Raw genomic sequence first — 18,319 nt, 5'->3', positions numbered from 1 at the left:
AGAATTTCAGTCTAGCCAAGCGTAAGCATTAATACCAAAGGCAGGGTGGCGGCGGCAGCCACGGTCTGCAGGGCAATGAGGGTGGCCATCAGTGGCGCGTTGCCGCCCATTTGCCGGGCCATGACATAAGATGACGAAGCGGTTGGCAGCGCCTGGAACAACACCGCCACCACCGCTGCCTGGCCACTCAGGCCGAGCAGCCGGCAAACGCCCCAGGTGGTCAGTGGCATGACCAGGAACTTGAACGTCGATGCTGCCATCAGCGGCCGTACCTGCTGGCCAAGGCGGGCGCCGCCCAGGGCAGCGCCGACACACAGCAGGCCCAAAGGCAGTGCGGCCTGGCCCAAGGCCTTGACCGTGGCGTCGATACCGGCCGGCAAGCCCAGCCCCGTGGCCCGTAGCACCAGCCCCCCTGCGCAGCCGACGATCAACGGGTTGGCGAAGATCGCCCGAAGCACTGTGGCTGGCGAACTGTGACGGGCGCTGAAGCGGGCAAACACCAGCACGCAGAGCAGGTTGACCAAGGGCACGATGGCAGCGTTGGCCACCGCCGCCAGGGCAATCCCGGCGCTGCCGTAGATGCCCGCAGCCAGGGTGGCCCCGATGTAGTTGTTGAAGCGGATACCGCCCTGAAACACCGAAGTGAAGTCGGCACCCTCATGGTTCGCCGCGCCCTGATACAGCATCAGCAATACGGCACCGGCCAGGGTCGAGAGCATCAGTGCGCCGGCCATGCCCAGCACCGGTATGCCATCGAGGTTGGCAGTGGCCAGGCCATGGAGGAACAGCGACGGCAGCAGGACGTAGTAGCTCAGGCGCTCGGCGCCAGGCCAGAAGCTCTCGGCAAGAAAACCGCGAAGGCGCAGGAAGGTACCCAGCGCTATCAGCAGGATGATGGGGAGCAGGGTGGTCAGCAGCAAGTGCAGCATGGTCAGCATTCCGTGGTCGGGTACGTGCACAGACTACGGGGGCGGATCAATCTGTAAAAACGTTGTTTTCTTCAGTCACCGTTGAGGAAAAATGCATGTTGGTGGGTGCAGATCGCGCTTCGGAGCAGCCTGGCTTCAGGCTTCCAGGGCGGTCTTCAACACCGCACTCAAATGCCGCCGCTGGCTTTTTTCATGCTCCAGCAACACCACCCGCCGGGTCAGCTGCGGCTCGCCAAACGGCAGGCAGGTGGCGGGTGGCAAGCGTTGCAGGTCGTCATCCGCCATGGGGATGACCGCCACGCCCAGGCCCATCACCGCCATGCGCGCCAGGGCTTCCTGGCTGTCCAGTTCCATCAGTTCGCTCACCTGCACCTGCTGGCGGCGTAGCTCCTGCTCGATCTGCCGGCCGGCCCAGGCACGCTTGTCGAAGCGCAGGAAAGGCTGGCTGGTCAGCAACTGCGGCACGCTATACCCGGCCAGATCAGGGCTGGCAATGGCCCAGAAACGGTCCTCGAACAGCGGTGTAAAGTCCAGGTTCTGCGGGTAAGGGCTGACCGGTTCGGTGGTGATCGCGGCATCGAGCTCACCGTCTTCCACGCGCCGCGCCAGCTCCGCCGACATGCCCGAGGCCACGCTGATGTGTAGCTGCGGGTGATGGGCTTTGATCCACACCAGCGCCTTGGGCAAGCGCCGCGCCAGCACCGTGTGGATCGCCCCCAGGCGCAAGCGGCCGCGCAGGCTTGGGCCGCTGGCCAGGGCATCGGCCAGTTCGTCATAGGCAGCCAGAAGGCTTTCGGCGCGGGCCACCGCCAACTGGCCGGCTTCGGTCAGCACCACCTGCCTGCGGCTACGGTCGAACAAGGCCACCTTCAGTTCGTCTTCGAGGGTTTTGATGTGCAGGCTGACCGCCGAGGGGGTGAGGCTGAGCAGGTCGGCGGCGCGGGCAAAGGTGCCGTGGCGGGCGATGGTCACCAAGGTGCGCAGGGCTTTCAGGGACATGCGGTTGAGGTCCGGTTCTCAGCTGACAGAGGCATATTGTCAGGCCCGGCCCTCTCGCAGCACAAGGCTGCTCCCAGGCCTTGCCGATACGGCTCAGCGACTGCTACGCCCATAGGCCTGGCTGATCCGGTCGATCACCATGGCCAGGGCGACAATTGCCAGCCCGGCCTCCATCCCTTGGCCAACATTCAAGGTCTGGATCCCCGCCAGCACATCCTCACCCAACCCACGGGCGCCGATCATCGACGCCACGACCACCATCGACAAGGCCATCATGACCGACTGGTTGAGCCCGGCCATGATACTCGGCAGCGCCAGGGGCAGGGCGATGCGCCGCAACCGCTGCCAGCGGCTGGCGCCAAGGCCGTGTGCGGCCTGCAGCAACGAGGGGTCGATCTGGCTCAAGCCCAGCTCGGTCAACCGCACCAGCGGCGGCAGGGCGTAGATCAGCGTGGCGAACACGGCAGGCACCTTGCCCAGGCCAAACAGCATCAGCACCGGGATCAGGTAAACGAATGCAGGTAGCGTCTGCATCACATCGAGGACCGGCAACAGCAGCCGCCTGGCCAGTGGCCGGGCAGCCAGCAGGATGCCCAGCGGTACACCCACCAGTACGCACAGGCCGGTACTGACCAGCACCAGGGCCAGGGTCTGCAGCAGCTTGTCCCAGAGCCCGAGCATACCGATCAAGGCCAGCAGCGCGACCAGCACGGCGCTGCGCAGCAGGCTGCGGCTGGCGTGCCAGGCCAGCAGACCCACCAGCAACAACAACAGCCACCAAGGCAACAGTCGCAACAGGTTCTCCAGGCCGACCAGCAGTTGCAGCAACTGGTCAGAAAAACTGCGCAGGTGGTCGCCGTAGTTCAATACCAACCCGTCGACCAGGCGGTTGATGCTGTCGGCAAAGGAAAACTGCAGGGTCTGCGGGAAACCGCTGCTCACAGGGTGGCCTCGACCTTGGCGGCGATGTCCGCCGGCAACCAGGCTTTCCACACCTCGCGGTGATCGCGCAGGAAGGCGAGGGCGGCTTCGCGCGGGGGCGTGCGTTTTTCGCTCATGACGGCCAGGGCCTTGTTCAGGCGATCGATGGGCAGGTTGACCTGTTCGAACACGCTGACCAGGTCTGGGTAGTTTTCGCGAAAGGCTTTGGACACGCCAATCGACAACTTTGCCGGCAGCGAGCGGCTGCCTTTCGGGTTGGGGTTGGCGGGGTCGGTGAGGGTGGCCCAGGCCTGGGCATCGAACGGGGGTTCTTCCAACCGGATGAGCTTGTAGCGCCCCATCAGCGGAGTCGGGTTCCAGTAGTAGAACAGCACAGGTTTGCCGCGCCGGATAGCCGAACCGATCTCGGCGTCCATCGCGGCGCCGGAGCCACTGCGGAAGTTGTTGTAGAGGCCATCCAGGCCATAGGCCTTGAGCTTTTGGCTGTTGACGGTTTCAGACGTCCAGCCGCTTGGGCTGTTGAGAAAACGCCCTTTACCGGGCGATTCGGGGTCAGAAAATACCTGCGGGTAACGCTTGAGGTCCTCGACACTGTGCAGCTCAGGCGCCACGGGCTTCAGGTTGCGTGCGGCATCGCCCTCGATCACATAGGCCGGTACCCACCAACCTTCCTCTGCATTTTTGACCGTATCGCCCAGTGCGAATACCTGGCCGGCCTGTTCGGCCTTGACCCAGGCAGGGCTGCGCCCGGCCCATTCCTCGGCGATCACTTGCAGGTCATTGCGCGCCAGGGCCACCTCCATGCTGACCGTGCTGCCAGGCAGGCTGTCGGTGCGGTAGCCGTAGCCGCGCTCCACGATCAGGCGCAGGATCTCGGTGGTGAGGGCGCCGCTTTCCCAGCCGATGGCACCAAAATGGATAGGCGCAGGCTGTTCTGCCGATGCGGCGCTGTCCGTGCTGGCCAGGCCCACCGTCAACAGCAGCCCGGCCAGCAGCGCTGGAAATCTCTTCATGTAAACCTCGTCGTTCGCCACGCCTTGGCGGTGGGGGCAAGTGTAGACGACGAGGTTTTGCACGTTTCAGGGCCACTGGCGTGGCCCCGTTCGCTTCAGACGCGGAACTGGTCCATCAGCGCTTGCTGTTGGTTGGCCAGGCTGTTCAGCGACTGGCTGACCCGCGCCGATTCGTTGGCCTGGCCTGACAGGGATTCAGTGACATCACGAATGGTCGCCACGTTGCTGTTGATTTCCTCGGCTACCGCGCTTTGCTCCTCGGCGGCAGAGGCGATCTGCAGGTTCATGTCGGTGATCACCGTCACCGCCTGGCCAATGCGCTGCAATGCCGTGACGGCTTGGCCGACCTGCTCCACGCCACCTTGGGCCTGGCGGTGGCTGTGGTCCATGGCGCCGACCACTTCGCGGGTGCCGTTCTGCAGGGCTTCGATGACCTGCCGGGTTTCTTCCACCGACTCCTGAGTGCGCTGGGCCAGGTTGCGCACCTCATCGGCGACCACGGCAAAGCCACGGCCGGCCTCTCCGGCGCGGGCAGCTTCGATGGCAGCGTTGAGTGCCAGCAGGTTGGTCTGTTCGGCGATCGAGCGGATCACTTCCAGTACCGAGCCGATCTTCTCGCTGTTCTGCGCCAGGCCTTCTATTTCGGCCATGGTGTCGCTCATGTTGGCGGCCAGGGCACCGATGCTGCTGGTGGTGCGGTCGATTACCGCCAAGCCTTCGCGGGTGGCCTGGTCGGCATCGCGCGCCGCCTGTGCAGCCTGGGCGGCGCTGCGGGCAACGTCCTGGGCGGTGGCGCTCATTTCATGCGAGGCGGTGGCCACCTGGTCGACCTGGCGGTACTGCTGCTCCATGCCGGCGCTGGTTTCAGTGGCAATCGCCGAGGACTGGTCGGCCGTGCCTCGGGCGGCCTGCACCGAGCGTTTGACCTCGGCGATGGTTGGCTGCAACTTGTCGAGGAAGCGGTTGAACCAGCCGGCCAGTTCGCCCAGTTCGTCCTGTTTCTGGTAGGTCAGGCGACGGGTCAGGTCGCCTTCGCCGCTGGCAATGTCCTTGAGCATGGCGGCCACGCCGAGGATCGGCCGGGTAACGCCGCGGGCCATCAGCCATACCAGCAGCAGGCCGACAATGGCGGCGGCCATGCCCAGGCTCAGTTCCAGCAAGGTGCCGCTGGTATTGAGCGCGTCAAGTTCCTGCTTCAGGGTTTCGGCCGGCCCGGTCAGGGCGTTTTCCGGTACATCCAGCAACACACCCCAGGGCTGGGCGTCCGGGATTGGCCGGAATGCCGCCAGTACCTTCAAGCGCTGCCGGTCGTGGAGGATGGTCAGCTTGCCATCGGCCAGCTTGCGCACCAGCTCGGCGCCTTTGACCGGGTCTACCTGGTCGAAGCGCTGGGCCAGCTTGCTGGCATCGGCGCTGTAGCCGGCCAACAGACCGACCGGGGTCAGAATGCCGACCGTGGTGCGGCCTTCGTAAAGGCTGCGGCTGGCCTCCTGGCTCAGCGCCTGCAGGCTATTGAGGTTGATGTCGATGGACAGGGTGGCAATGATCTTGCCGTTGACCGCCAGCGGGAACACGATGCTGGTCATCAGCACCTGCTGGCCATCGATGTCGTAGAAGTACGGCTCTACCACGCACACCTTGCCGGAGTTGCGTGGGCATACCCACCAGGTGTTGGCCGGCTGGCCGCTGGGGCCGATCTCGGTGTTGGCCATGTCATGTTCGGGCAGGGCCATCGAGGTCAACTGGCCGGCGCGTGGCTGCGACCAGTACAGGGCAAAGCGCCCGGTTTCGTTGCTGCCCAATTCTGCCTTGCCGGCAAACAGGCTGTCCTTGTTGTCCAGGGCATTGGGCTCGAACACCAGTGACAGGCCGAGCAGGTCGGGGTTGGCTTGCAGTGCGGCGCGTACCTGGCGGGTCATGTCCTCGCGCAGGTCGAAGGCATCGAGAAAGCGCTTTTCGGCCTGCTCGCGCAGGAACAGCACCTGACGGGCGAAGCCGGCGCCGTACTGGTAGGCATCCATGAACTGGCGGCGAATGTTCAGCGCTTGCACTTCACCTTGTGACTCGATACGCGACTGCGCCGCCTCGGTCAGCATCTGCATGCTGCTGGCCTTGACCAGGTCCGAACTGTGATCCATGCGGTACAGCGACAGGCCGACGAGCAAGGTGACGATAGCGGCCAGACAGAGACCGGCGAGCAGGGTGATCTTCCACTGGATGGAAAGTTGTCGCAAAGGCATGGGGGCGGATCCCTTTTTTGGCATTAAGGGTTATGGCTTTATCTGCGGTGGGGCCGGGAGGTGCCAAAGCGCTGCGGCCAGGCACCTCGCTGCCTCCCTCAATATCGGCCCCTGCCGTTTTTTCTTTATTCAAACATTCAATTTAAATTTGTCCGCCACTAACGCCGCATCAAGGCGCTTTTGACATCTGCCGCCTACTGCTTCAGAGTTCGCGCTTTTTTCTGTCGTAATGAGGTAAGCCAACCATGAATGCAGTGATCGCCGCGGTCGGCATCATGCTGATACTCAGCCTGTCCCGCGTGCACGTGGTCATCGCCCTGATCATCGGCGCCCTGGCCGGTGGGCTGGTGGGCGGCCTGGGCATCGAAGGCACGCTCAAGGCCTTCAACGGTGGCCTCGGTGGTGGTGCCACGGTGGCTTTGTCCTATGCACTGCTGGGTGCCTTTGCCGTGGCAATCGCCAAGTCTGGCCTGGCCCATGCGCTGGCCGACCGCGCCCTGGCCATGATCGACCGGCAGGACGACGCCAAGGGCGGCAAGGTCAAATGGCTGATGATCGGCCTGATGCTGGTGGTGGCCGTGTCGTCCCAGAACATCCTGCCTATCCACATTGCCTTCATCCCGCTGCTGGTGCCACCTCTGTTGTACGTGCTGACGCGCCTGCGTATCGACCGCCGGCTGATCGCCTGTGTGATCACCTTTGGCCTGATCACCCCGTACATGTTCCTGCCGGTGGGCTTCGGCAACATCTTCCTCAACGAGATCCTGTTGGCCAATGTGGCCCGCGCGGGTGTCGATGTGAGCGGCGTCAACGTCACCCACGCCATGGCCGTCCCGGCTGCCGGCATGCTCGTCGGCCTGCTGGTGGCGGTGTTCATCAGCTACCGCAAGAAGCGTGACTACGACCTGGCGCGGATCCAGCAGGTGGAGCAGGTGAGCGTGCAGTACAACCCGCTGACCTTGCTGGTGGCCGGGCTGGCGATCGCGGCAGCCTTCATTGTCCAGCTGTTGCTGGACTCGATGATCATCGGTGCCATGGTCGGTTTCCTGATCTTCTCGCTGTCGGGCATCGTCAAGTGGAAAGAGACCGACGACCTGTTCACCGAAGGCATGAAGATGATGGCCATGATCGGCTTCATCATGATTACCGCGTCCGGTTTTGCCGAGGTGATGAAGGCCACCGGTGAGGTGAAGAGCCTGGTGGAAACCTCGGCGCAGTGGATCGATCACAGCAAGGGCGTCGGTGCCCTGCTGATGCTGTTGGTAGGCCTTTTGGTGACGATGGGGATCGGCTCGTCGTTCTCCACCGTGCCGATCCTGGCGGCGATTTTCGTGCCACTGTGCGTACAACTGGGCTTCGACCCGTTGGCCACGGTGTGCATCATTGGTACTGCCGGTGCGCTGGGTGATGCAGGTTCGCCGGCCTCGGACTCGACCCTGGGCCCGACCTCGGGCCTGAACGTGGATGGCCAGCACCACCACATCTGGGACACCGTGGTGCCGACCTTCATCCATTACAACCTGCCGCTGCTGGCGTTCGGTTGGTTGGCGGCGATGACCTTGTAAGGCGGGGGAGGGCGTCAGCCCTTGCCGGGCGGCGGCGAGATGCGATTGAGCACGGTGCTGCCGTCCTTGCTGCGGGTCAGGTAGACCGGCAGGACTTTGGGCAGATTGTTGACCAGGCGCCCCACCTCACGGGTGTTGTAGATGCCGCTGATGCGAATGCGGCCGGTGCTGGCATCGGCCAGTCGCAGCGGGGCGTCGAGGTAACGGTTTATCACCGGCAGCGCCTGTTCCAGGCTCAGGTTGTCGAGCACCAGCTTGCCGCTGCGCCATGCCAGGCTGTTGCCATAGTCGTCGCTTTGCTCCAGCTGCGGCTCGAAGTCGCCCTTGTGGTAGCTGGCCTGCATGCCAGGGCCGAGGCGATAGCCACCGGCACTGCCCTCACTGGACACCAGCACTGAACCTTCCACCAGGGTGACCTTCACCTGGTCCTGGTACTTCCACACGTTGAACTGGGTGCCGGTGACCCGGGTCTGGCCACTGCCGGCACGCACGATGAACGGGTGGCTGCTGTCGTGTCGCACCTTGAAGAACGCCTCGCCGCGCTTGAGCGTGACCTGGCGCTGGTCCTTGTAGTTGAGGAAGGTGAGCTCGGTGTGCAGGTTGAGCTGTACCGTGCTGCCGTCGCTGAGCTCCACGGTCTGCATGCGGTCACCGGCTTCGACGTGCTGGTAGTGGTTGGGCAACCAGCCCTGTTCCCACCCCATCCAGCCGGCCAGCGGCAGCACTGCCAGGGCGATGGCCGCAGCAGACGCCAGCGGCCGCCAGTTGCGGGGGCGGGCGGCGTGTTTGGCGGGTGGGTTGAAGTCGATGACGGTGGCGCTACGCGGCAGCAGGTCGGCTGTTTGCCAGATTTCCAGCATCGCCTGATATTCTTCGGCATGCCGCGGGTCGGCCGCCAACCAGCCAGCGAATGCTTCACGCTCGGCCTGCGTGCAGTCGTCGGCGTGCAGGCGCATGCACCAATGCGCTGCGGCGTCGGTGATGGCATCGTCTGGGCTGGGATTGAGGCGGTCGTGGTTCATTGCGGCTCCGGGTTTTGCCCATTCTACCCTTGCGAGAGGGCTCCCGAGAACCAATGTACTGGCGAATGACTATCAGTTGTGCCGGTTTTTCGTCGGATTGACCACGGTTTTTCAGCGTTTGAGAACCCTTCGCGGGCAAAAGACGATGTCTGCAATCGCTTCCGGGGCGGCCTGGTGCGGCGAAGAGGTCAGTGTTTGCGGTACCGATTCGGTAACCTGTACCGGCCCTCTTCGCAGCACACGGCTGCCCTTGCAACAAGCGCGTCAGTGACACACCGGTCAGAACTGTGCGGCCTCTAGCCCATAAAGGCTGCCACTACCGGCCCGAATGCTCGCCTCCAGCCCCAACCCCCGCGGCAAGACCCGCTGGAAATAGAACGTCGCACAGGCAAGCTTCGCACCATGAAACGCCTCGTCCTCATCACGTTTGGCCAGCGCCACCGCCGCCATCCGCGCCCACATGTACGCATAGGCCGTCAGCCCGAACAGATGCAGGTACTCAACGGCTACCGCGCTGACCAGGTTGGCATCCTCGCCAGCCTGCGCCCGCAGCCAGCTGCTGGTGGCCTCGAGCCGCGCCAGGCTCGCCTGCAAGGCCTCGCGGTGCAAGGGCGCATCCACACTGAAGGCGCGCACTTCGCTGGCAAAGCTGGCCAACGCCTGGCCACCGTCAGCCAACACCTTGCGCCCCAGCAGATCAAGGGCCTGGATGCCGTTGGTGCCCTCATAGATCTGTGCAATGCGCACGTCTCGCACCCGTTGCTCCTGGCCCCATTCGCGAATGTAGCCATGACCGCCATACACCTGCTGGCCAAGCACGCAGCTTTCCAGACCGTTGTCGGTGAAGAATGCCTTGGCCACCGGTGTCAGCAGTGCCACCAGGCGTTGGGCATGCTCGCGTTCGCCAACGTCCTCGGCATAGCGCGCCACGTCCAGTTGCTGGCCAACGTAGACGGCGAACGCCCGACCTGCTTCGGTGAGGGTGCGCATGGTCAGCAGCATGCGCCGCACATCACCATGGTGGATGATCGGGTCGGCCACCTTGTCGTGTGCCTGCGGGCCAGTCGCTGCGCGGCTCTGCAGGCGCTCGTTGGCATAGCGGGCGGCGCTCTGGTAGGAGGCTTCGGCACAACCGATGCCCTGTATGCCGATGGACAGGCGCTCGTAGTTCATCATGGTGAACATCGCTGCCAGGCCCTTGTTCGGTTCGCCCACCAGGTAACCGATGGCTCCGTCAAAGTTCATGACGCAGGTCGCCGAGGCCTTGATGCCCATCTTGTGTTCGATCGAGCCACAATGGACAGCATTGCGCGCGCCCAGGCGGCCATCGGCTTCGACCAGGCATTTGGGCACCAGAAACAGCGATATGCCTTTGGCACCGGCGGGCGCATCCGGCAGCTTGGCCAGCACCAGGTGGACGATGTTCTCGGTCAGGTCCTGCTCGCCGCCGGTAATGAAGATCTTGCTGCCACTGATGCGCACGCTGCCATCGGCCTGAGGCTCGGCGCGGGTGCGGATCAGCCCCAGGTCAGTGCCGGCATGGGGTTCGGTCAGGCACATGGTGCCGGCCCAGCGGCCTTCGTACAGCGGTGGCAGGTAAGTGGCCTTGAGCGCTTCGCTGGCGTGGGCATCGATCGCCAGGCAGCTGCCTGCGCTCAATGCCGAATACAGGCTGAAGCTGCAGTCAGCTGCGTAGAGCATCTCTTCGAACAGCACGCCGAGCATCTTTGGCATGCCCATGCCGCCGTGTTCCGGGTTGCCACCCAAGCCGACCCAGCCACCTTCGCGGTAGGTGTTCCAGGCCTCGCGAAAGCCTTCGGGGGTGGTGACTTGGCCTGCGTCGAAGCACACACCTTGCTCGTCACCGTTGCGGCTGAGCGGGGCGATCAGCTGGCCGGTGACTTTTGATGCTTCCTCGAGAATGGCGTCGGCAGTGTCGGCATCGATGCGTTCGGCCAGGGCGGGCAGTCGGGCCCACAGGCCTGAAGCGTTGAACACGTCATGCAGGACGAAGCGCATGTCGCGCAGGGGGGCGGAATAGGTGGTCATCGGCAGCTCTTGCAATAGTGGGGGAGGGTTGGGCGTGCGCTGAACCTTCAGGCGCAGGCGTGTGCTGCACCTGAAGGGGAGCGGCTACGGCATCAGAGGGCCTTGGCCCGGTCGCGCAGCACGTACTTCTGGATCTTGCCGGTCGAGGTCTTGGGCAGCTCGCCGAACACCACGGTCTTCGGCACCTTGAACCCGGCCAGGTGCTCGCGGCACCAACTGGTGATGTCGGCTTCACGGGTGTCCTCCCGGCCCGGCTTCAGGGCAACGAAGGCGCACGGGGTTTCCCCCCATTTTTCATCCGGGCGTGCCACCACGGCGGCTTCCAGCACTGCCGGGTGCTTGTACAGGGCGTCTTCGACCTCGATGGTGGAGATGTTCTCGCCACCGGAAATGATGATGTCCTTGAGCCGGTCCTTGATCTCGATATAGCCGTCGGCATGCCACACGGCCAGGTCGCCGGTGTGGAACCAGCCGCCACGGAAGGCTTCGGCGGTGGCTTCAGGGTTTTTCAGGTAGCCCTTCATCACCGTGTTGCCGCGCATGAAGATTTCACCCAGGGTATTGCCGTCGCGGGGTACTGGCTGAAGGGTTTGCGGGTCGGCGACCATCAGGCCATCGAGGGTCGGGTAGCGCACGCCTTGGCGAGACTTGATGCGTGCACGCTCTTCCAGCGAAAGCGCGTCCCATTCGTCATGCCAGGCACACACGGTCACCGGGCCGTAGACCTCGGTCAGGCCGTAGGTGTGGGTGACCTTGATGCCCATTTCTTCCACGGCGCCGATGACCTTGGCCGGTGGAGCGGCGCCGGCGACCATGGCCTGCACCGGGTGCTCGATGGCTGCCTTGGCCGCCTCGGGCATGTTGACCAGCGCGTTGAGCACGATCGGCGCACCGCACAGGTGGCTGACTTTGTGCTCGCGGATCAGGGTCAGGATCTTCTGCGGGTCGACCCGGCGCAGGAACACATGGGTGCCGGCCAGGGCGGTGATGGTCCAGGGGTAGCACCAGCCGTTGCAGTGGAACATCGGCAACGTCCACAGGTACACCGGGCGGTGGCCCATGGCCCAGGTCATCTGGTTGCCCAAGGCGTTCAGGTAGGCACCACGGTGGTGGTAGACCACGCCCTTGGGGTTGCCGGTGGTGCCGGAGGTGTAGTTCAGCGAAATGGCCTGCCACTCGTCATCGGGCCATTCCCAGGCAAATTCCGGGTCGCCTTCGTTGAGCAGGGCCTCATAGTCCAGCTGGCTGACCGCGCGGCCTTCGCCGTACTCCGGGTCATCCACGTCAACCACCAGCGGCGGGTGTTCAAGTAGTGCCAGAGCGCCTTCGATGACCGCATGGAACTCGCGGTCGGTGATCAGCACTTTGGCCTCGCCATGCTGCAGCATGAAGGCGATGGCCTCGGCATCCAGGCGCACGTTCAGGGTATTGAGCACGGCACCGGTCATGGGTACGCCGAAGTGCGCCTCGAGCATGGTCGGGGTGTTGGGCAGCATCACTGCCACGGTGTCGCCACGGCCAATGCCACGACCGGCCAGGGCGCTGGCCAGGCGCCGGCAGCGTTGGTAGGTTTCTTGCCAGTTGCGGCGGATGGCGCCGTGGATGACGGCCGGGTAGTTGCCGTAAACGGCAGCGGTGCGTTCGATGAAGCTCAGCGGGGTGAGGGCGACATGGTTGACGGCAGCGGGCATCAGGCCCTGGGCATAGATCGACATGCGGTAATCCTGTAAGGGAGGCAGACGCAGCCTGTGCACCTGGCCCCCGATGGCTGATTGTTAGCTCTGTTCAGGGTGCAGGGGGCGGACGGTGGGCCGCCCCCTCTGTCGCAGTTTTACGCGAGTCGCTATGGTATTAGGAATATCGACTATAGCAATATAGTAAAACTACTATAAAAACAGGCCGCCTACTGTGGATGACACTGCTTACCCCTTGCTTGCCAAAGACCCACAACCCAGTCTGTTGCTGGCCAGTGATGCAAGCCCGCTGGCACTCAACCCGGCATTGCAGGCCTGGGTCGCCGAAGGGCCTGAGCTGGCTTGCTGGCTGCCGGCCAATTGCGCTGCCCTTGTGCGTGCCTGTCTGCGCCAGCATCGGGCGATCAGCGATGTGGAAGTGCAGGTCGGCGAACGCATCGTGCTGTGGACGTTCATGCCGGACAACCAGGGCCAGCAGGTGCTGGGCCGCTGCCGCGATGCCAGCGAAGAGCGCCATGGCGCACGCGAAGCCAGCCGCGCCCGGCGCCTGTATCGGCTGATCATCGAAAACACCACCGACCTGATTTCCCGGCACAGCCCCGATGGCCGCTTTCTCGATGCCTCACCGGCAGCCTACCGCCTGCTCGGCCTGTGGCCCGAGCAGCTGCGTGGCATGCCTGTACATACCCTGCTGCATCCGCGCGAACGGCGTCAGGTACTGCGCCAGGCCGCTGCCGCGCTGGACCAGGACGGCTACCACACGATGACCTGCCGGGTACGCCAGGCGACAGGTGACTACCGTTGGTTCGAAATCGCCAGCCGGGCGATCCGCGAGACCTACACCGGCGCGGTGGTGGAGGTGGTCAGCGTGTCCCGCGACATCACCTTGCGCATCGAAGCGCAGGAAAGCCTGGCGCACAGTGCCCGCCTCGCGACCCTGGGCGAGCTGGCCTCGGGCATCGCCCACGAGATCAATCAGCCACTGGCCGCGGTGGTCAACTATGCCAACGCCAGTCAGCGTTACTTGCAGGGCCTGGAACGTGATCCCCAGGCGCGCGAGCGGGTTGGCCAGGGCCTGCAGCGTATCAGCGAGCAGGCCACCCATGCCGCCGAAGTGATCCGCCGTCTGCGTGCCTTCCTGCGCAAGGGGCCGCGCCGCCTGCAGGCACTGGACGTGGCCGAGCTGGCCGGCGAAGCCATGCGCCTGTGCGCCTGGGAAGCCGCGCGGGACCAGGTGCAGGTGGAACTTCGCATGAGCGCTCAACTGCCCTTGGTGTATGCCGACCGGGTGCTGCTGGAGCAAGTGCTGCTCAACCTGCTGCGCAATGCCATCGATGCCAATCGCGAGCAGCAGGGGGAGCGGCCGTCACGTATCCTGCTCTGCGCGGCGCGCGATGGCGATGGGGTGCTGGTCGAGGTAGCTGACCAGGGCCCGGGCGTGGCACCCGAGCGGCTGGATGAAATCTTCACGCCCTTTACCACCAGCAAGGCCGACGGCCTGGGCTTGGGCTTGAGCATGAGCCGCAGCCTGATCGAAGGCTTCGGTGGCAGCCTGTGGGCGCGGGCGGGTGACAATGGCGGTCTGGTACTGTGCTGCCGGCTGGCGGTCAGCAGGGAATAAGGGGAGGCAGTGTTGCAAGCAAAAGTGTATGTGGTCGATGACGACCAGGGTATGCGCGACTCTACGGTCTGGCTGCTGCAGTCGGTGGGCCTGCAAGCCTTGCCGTTTGCCAGCGGGCAGGCGTTTCTCGACGCCTGCGTCGATGATGGGCCCGCGTGTGTGCTGTTGGACGTGCGCATGCCGGGGCTGGGCGGGTTGGCTGTGCAGCAGACGATGCGCGAGCGTGGCCTCATGGTGCCGGTGATCTTCGTCAGCGGTCATGCCGATGTCCCGATCGTGGTGCGGGCGTTCAAGGCCGGCGCCTGCGACTTCATCGAAAAACCCTACAACGACCAGTTGCTGCTCGACAGCGTTCAGGCTGCGCTGGAGCACGCCGGGCTGGCGCGACAGGGCGATCAGGCGCTGGCCCTGGTGCAGGCGCGCATCGACGGCCTGACGCCGCGTGAGCGAGACGTCTTCATACCGCTGGCCCAAGGGTTGAACAACCGCGAGATTGCCGAGCAGTTGGGCATCAGCGTCAAGACCGTGGACCTGTACCGAGGCCGGGTGATGAAGCGGTTGCAGGCAGGCAGCCTCGCAGAGCTGGTGGGGATGGCGATTGCTTGCGGGGCGGTGGAGGCGCTGGGCCTGCGAGCGCGGTAGCCGCCTTTACGTAGCCCCTGGCAGGGGCGGCGTTATGTGTCGCGATGGGCCGCGATGCGCGCCTGCTGGGGGCGGTGTGACAGCCAGAAAACACCCACTATTTCATAGCTAGCTAATGAAAGCTTTGACATTCACTGCCTAGGCAGTAATATTTATACACACTTAACTGAGCAGTCAACGATGGCCCATTTCTCTCCCGAAAACTTCCAGACCTGCGCCATCGGCATGTTGCTTGGCCGTGCTGCGATTCTCAAAGACCGCATTCTTGACTGGCACCTGGAGTCAGAGGGCGTCACCGCCGCGCAGTTCAAAGTGCTGATCATCGTCACCCAATACCAGGTGGATACCCCGGCCGAACTGTGCCGTTACCTGGGCCTGGACAGCGGATCGATGACCCGCATGCTCGACCGCCTCGAGCAGAAGGAGCTGATTGTGCGCAACCGCTGCGCCGACGACCGGCGCCAGGTGCGCCTGGCACTCACCGCCGACGGCCAGCGCCTGGCCAATCGCCTGCCGGAAATTGGCGCCGCCGCCATGAACGAGTTGTGCGGCGTGCTGGCACCAGAGGAGCTCAAGACCCTGGAAGGCCTGCTGGCCAAGGTGCTGCTCGGTGCTGGCGACCCGTTGACGATCCGCCGCTTCGGCGACCGTTGAACCCTGTAACGAATAATCCAAGGTATTGTCATGGCCACTCCCGCAGACACCCCGACTCCCTCCGTCTCGCCCGAGCCGTCGCGCAAGCGCAAGGCTTGGTTGCTTGGCCTGCTGTTGCTGCTGATCCTGGCAGGGGGCGGCACCTGGGCCTGGTACAGCATTGTCGGGCGTTGGCACGAAAGCACCGACGATGCCTATGTCAACGGCAACGTGGTGGAGATCACCCCGCTGGTCGCTGGCACCGTTATCAGCATCGGGGCCGATGACGGCGACCTGGTCCACGCCGGCCAGGTGTTGCTGCAATTCGACCCGGCCGACAGCGAAGTGGCCTTGCAGTCCGCTGAAGCCAAGCTGGCACGCAGCGTGCGGCAGGTGCGCGGGCTGTACAGCAACGTCGATTCGCTGAAGGCTCAACTGGAAACGCGCCAAGCCGAACTGCGCAAGGCGCAGCAGGACTTCAACCGGCGCAAGGTGCTGGCTGACAGCGGTGCGATTGCCGCAGAAGAATTGTCCCATGCCCGCGACGACCTGAGCGTTGCCCAGGCCGCCGTCAACAGCGCGCGGCAACAGCTCAGCACCAGCAGCGCGCTGGTCGACGACACTGTGGTGTCCTCGCACCCCGATGTCATGGCTGCCGCTGCCGATCTGCGCCAGGCCTACCTCGACCACGCCCGCACCACGTTGGTTGCGCCGGTCACCGGTTACGTCGCCAAGCGTACCGTCCAGTTGGGCCAGCGCCTGCAGCCGGGCACCGCGACCATGGCGGTCATCCCGCTGGATCAGGTGTGGATCGATGCCAACTTCAAGGAAACCCAGCTGCGCGAGATGCGCATCGGCCAGCCGGTGGAAATCACCGCTGATGTGTATGGCAGCGAGGTCAAATACAGCGGCACGGTCGACAGCCTTGGCGCGGGCACCGGCAGCGCCTTTGCCTTGTTGCCGGCGCAGAACGCAACCGGTAACTGGATCAAGATTGTCCAGCGAGTACCCGTGCGCATCCACCTCAGCCCCGACCAGCTCAAGGACCACCCGCTACGTATCGGCCTGTCCACCGTGGTTGAAGTCGACCTGCATGACCAGAGCGGCCCGACCCTGGCCCAGCAGCCACCGCAGAAGGCCAGCTACACCACCCAGGTGTATGACCACCAGATGATCGAAGCCGACAACCTGATCGCCCGGCTGATTCACGAGAACAGTGCAACCGGCAAGACGGCGCAACGATGAGCAACAACGCCGCTGCCCAGTTCACGCCGCCAAGTCTGCTGCTGACCACCATCGGCCTGTCGCTCGCGACGTTCATGCAGGTGCTGGACACCACCATCGCCAACGTGGCCCTGCCGACCATTTCCGGCAACCTGGGGGTGAGCTACGAGCAAGGCACCTGGGTCATCACCTCGTTCGCGGTGAGTAACGCTATCGCCTTGCCGCTGACCGGCTGGCTGAGCCGGCGCTTTGGTGAAGTGAAACTGTTCATCTGGGCCACGCTGCTGTTCGTGCTGGCTTCGTTCCTGTGCGGTATCGCTCAGTCGATGCCCGAGCTGGTCGGGTTTCGCGTCTTGCAGGGTGTGGTCGCCGGGCCGCTTTACCCGATGACGCAGACCCTGCTGATTGCTGTCTATCCCCCGGCAAAACGGGGGATGGCACTGGCGCTGCTGGCGATGGTCACGGTGGTGGCGCCGATTGCCGGGCCGATTCTTGGGGGCTGGATTACCGATAGCTACAGCTGGCCATGGATCTTCTTCATCAACGTGCCCATCGGCCTGTTCGCTGCTGCCGTGGTGCGCCAGCAGATGCGTACGCGCCCGGTGGTCACCAGCCGCCAGCCGATGGATTACATTGGCCTGCTGACCCTCATTATCGGTGTCGGGGCCTTGCAGGTAGTGCTGGACAAGGGCAACGATCTGGACTGGTTCGAGTCGTCGTTCATCATTGTCGGCAGCCTGGTTTCGGTGGTGTTCCTGGCGGTATTCGTGATCTGGGAACTGACCGACCGGCACCCGGTGGTCAACTTGCGCCTGTTTGTGCATCGCAACTTCCGCATTGGCACCATTGTGCTGGTCGGGGGGTATGCCGGGTTCTTCGGTATCAACCTGATCCTGCCGCAGTGGTTGCAGACGCAGATGGGCTATACCGCGACGTGGGCGGGCCTGGCGGTGGCGCCGATCGGTTTGCTGCCGGTGATCATGTCGCCGTTCGTGGGCAAATATGCGCACCGTTTCGACCTGCGGGTGCTGGCTGGGTTGGCGTTCCTGGCGATTGGCACCAGTTGCTACATGCGTGCCGGTTTCACCAGCGAGGTGGACTTCCAGCACGTGGCCTTGGTGCAGTTGTTCATGGGGATTGGCGTGGCGTTGTTCTTCATGCCGACCTTGAGCATTCTGCTGTCTGACCTGCCGCCGCACCAGATTGCCGACGGTTCGGGGCTGGCTACATTCCTGCGAACCTTGGGCGGAAGTTTTGCGGCTTCGTTGACTACCTGGATCTGGATTCGTCGGGCGGATCAGCACCATGCCTACCTGAGCGAGCACATCAGCCAGTTCGACCCGACGACGCGGCATACCCTTGAGCAGTTGGGCGGGGCCAGCCCGCAGAGTTATGCGCAGTTGGAGCAGATACTTAACGGGCAGGCTTACATGATGTCGACGGTGGATTACTTCACCTTGATGAGCTGGGTGTTTGCCGGGTTGATTCTGCTGGTGTGGTTCGCCAAGCCGCCCTTTACCGCCAAGGCGGGCCCGGCATCGGCGGGTCATTGAGCTAAAATCAAGGCAAGATCCCGATGCTCTCGCTCTCGCTCTCGCTCTCGCTCTCGCTCTCGCTCTCGCTCTCGCTTTCGCTTTCGCTCTCGCTCTCGCTTCGGCTTTTGATTTTGCTTCTAAGCGCGCGATAGCCCAGGCGCCGCGGATTGCGACTTCAGGAGGCCGAGCGCAGGGCTTGCGAAGGGAGGTG

At 64.1% G+C, this 18,319-nt stretch carries 14 protein-coding genes; 6 read left to right on the top strand and 8 right to left on the bottom strand.

Translation table 11 applies throughout. The features are described from left to right. Positions 1-11: 11 nt before the first annotated feature. The 5 genes from ACF8Q6_RS07830 to ACF8Q6_RS07810 all read right to left on the bottom strand — a co-directional run bounded on the left by ACF8Q6_RS07830 (position 12) and on the right by ACF8Q6_RS07810 (position 6,123). The gene (locus ACF8Q6_RS07830; RefSeq protein WP_392493985.1) at positions 12-929 is read right to left on the bottom strand and encodes an AEC family transporter; all 918 of its coding nucleotides are present in this window, start codon (positions 927-929) and stop codon (positions 12-14) included. A gap of 135 nt (positions 930-1,064) precedes the next feature. Then, positions 1,065-1,928 (bottom strand): LysR family transcriptional regulator, encoded by an 864-nt coding sequence (locus ACF8Q6_RS07825; protein WP_392493984.1) that lies wholly within the window; start codon positions 1,926-1,928, stop codon positions 1,065-1,067. Positions 1,929-2,021: 93 nt separating this feature from the next. After that, positions 2,022-2,870: a proline/glycine betaine ABC transporter permease gene (locus ACF8Q6_RS07820; protein ID WP_003247791.1), complete on the bottom strand. Its 849-nt coding sequence runs from the start codon at positions 2,868-2,870 to the stop codon at positions 2,022-2,024. After that, the gene (locus ACF8Q6_RS07815; RefSeq protein ID WP_392493983.1) at positions 2,867-3,883 is read right to left on the bottom strand and encodes an ABC transporter substrate-binding protein; all 1,017 of its coding nucleotides are present in this window, start codon (positions 3,881-3,883) and stop codon (positions 2,867-2,869) included. Before ACF8Q6_RS07815 ends, ACF8Q6_RS07820 begins: the two co-directional genes overlap by 4 nt. Positions 3,884-3,978: 95 nt before the next feature. Next, positions 3,979-6,123, bottom strand: coding sequence for a methyl-accepting chemotaxis protein (locus ACF8Q6_RS07810; RefSeq protein WP_392498594.1), 2,145 nt, complete (start codon positions 6,121-6,123; stop codon positions 3,979-3,981). Positions 6,124-6,368: 245 nt separating this feature from the next. Between ACF8Q6_RS07810 and ACF8Q6_RS07805 the strand changes: the two genes are divergently transcribed. Continuing rightward, positions 6,369-7,688, top strand: a complete 1,320-nt coding sequence (locus ACF8Q6_RS07805; protein ID WP_192907395.1) for a Na+/H+ antiporter family protein — start codon at positions 6,369-6,371, stop codon at positions 7,686-7,688. 14 nt (positions 7,689-7,702) lie between these two features. On the opposite strand, the gene ACF8Q6_RS07800 is transcribed toward ACF8Q6_RS07805, so the two are convergent. The 3 genes from ACF8Q6_RS07800 to ACF8Q6_RS07790 all read right to left on the bottom strand — a co-directional run bounded on the left by ACF8Q6_RS07800 (position 7,703) and on the right by ACF8Q6_RS07790 (position 12,474). After that, complete coding sequence (locus ACF8Q6_RS07800) at positions 7,703-8,710, bottom strand: FecR family protein (RefSeq protein ID WP_392490744.1); 1,008 nt, start codon at positions 8,708-8,710, stop codon at positions 7,703-7,705. Positions 8,711-8,989: 279 nt separating this feature from the next. Further along, positions 8,990-10,759 carry an acyl-CoA dehydrogenase C-terminal domain-containing protein gene (locus tag ACF8Q6_RS07795; RefSeq protein WP_392490745.1) on the bottom strand — a complete coding sequence of 590 codons (1,770 nt, stop codon included), beginning with the start codon at positions 10,757-10,759 and terminating at the stop codon, positions 8,990-8,992. A 92-nt stretch (positions 10,760-10,851) separates the two neighbouring features. After that, positions 10,852-12,474, bottom strand: coding sequence for an acyl-CoA synthetase (locus tag ACF8Q6_RS07790; protein ID WP_003247805.1), 1,623 nt, complete (start codon positions 12,472-12,474; stop codon positions 10,852-10,854). 193 nt (positions 12,475-12,667) lie between these two features. On the opposite strand from ACF8Q6_RS07790, the gene ACF8Q6_RS07785 reads away from it, so the two are divergent. From ACF8Q6_RS07785 to ACF8Q6_RS07765, 5 genes are all read left to right on the top strand, one after another. Further along, positions 12,668-14,074, top strand: a complete 1,407-nt coding sequence (locus tag ACF8Q6_RS07785; RefSeq protein ID WP_392490746.1) for a sensor histidine kinase — start codon at positions 12,668-12,670, stop codon at positions 14,072-14,074. Positions 14,075-14,083: 9 nt separating this feature from the next. Continuing rightward, entirely contained in the window at positions 14,084-14,716 is a 633-nt protein-coding gene (locus tag ACF8Q6_RS07780) for a response regulator transcription factor (protein WP_392490747.1), read from the top strand. Positions 14,717-14,896: 180 nt separating this feature from the next. Then, positions 14,897-15,370: a MarR family winged helix-turn-helix transcriptional regulator gene (locus ACF8Q6_RS07775; protein WP_003247811.1), complete on the top strand. Its 474-nt coding sequence runs from the start codon at positions 14,897-14,899 to the stop codon at positions 15,368-15,370. A gap of 30 nt (positions 15,371-15,400) precedes the next feature. Next, positions 15,401-16,594 carry an HlyD family efflux transporter periplasmic adaptor subunit gene (locus ACF8Q6_RS07770; RefSeq protein ID WP_392490748.1) on the top strand — a complete coding sequence of 398 codons (1,194 nt, stop codon included), beginning with the start codon at positions 15,401-15,403 and terminating at the stop codon, positions 16,592-16,594. Further along, positions 16,591-18,126 carry a DHA2 family efflux MFS transporter permease subunit gene (locus tag ACF8Q6_RS07765; protein ID WP_019751849.1) on the top strand — a complete coding sequence of 512 codons (1,536 nt, stop codon included), beginning with the start codon at positions 16,591-16,593 and terminating at the stop codon, positions 18,124-18,126. Before ACF8Q6_RS07770 ends, ACF8Q6_RS07765 begins: the two co-directional genes overlap by 4 nt. Positions 18,127-18,319: the final 193 nt, after the last annotated feature.

Source organism: Pseudomonas sp. GLN_2 (genome assembly GCF_043106005.1).
Taxonomy (GTDB): domain Bacteria; phylum Pseudomonadota; class Gammaproteobacteria; order Pseudomonadales; family Pseudomonadaceae; genus Aquipseudomonas; species Aquipseudomonas alloputida.
The sequence above is the reverse complement of the archived record's forward strand: the minus strand, read 5'-3'. Positions and strand labels throughout refer to the sequence as shown.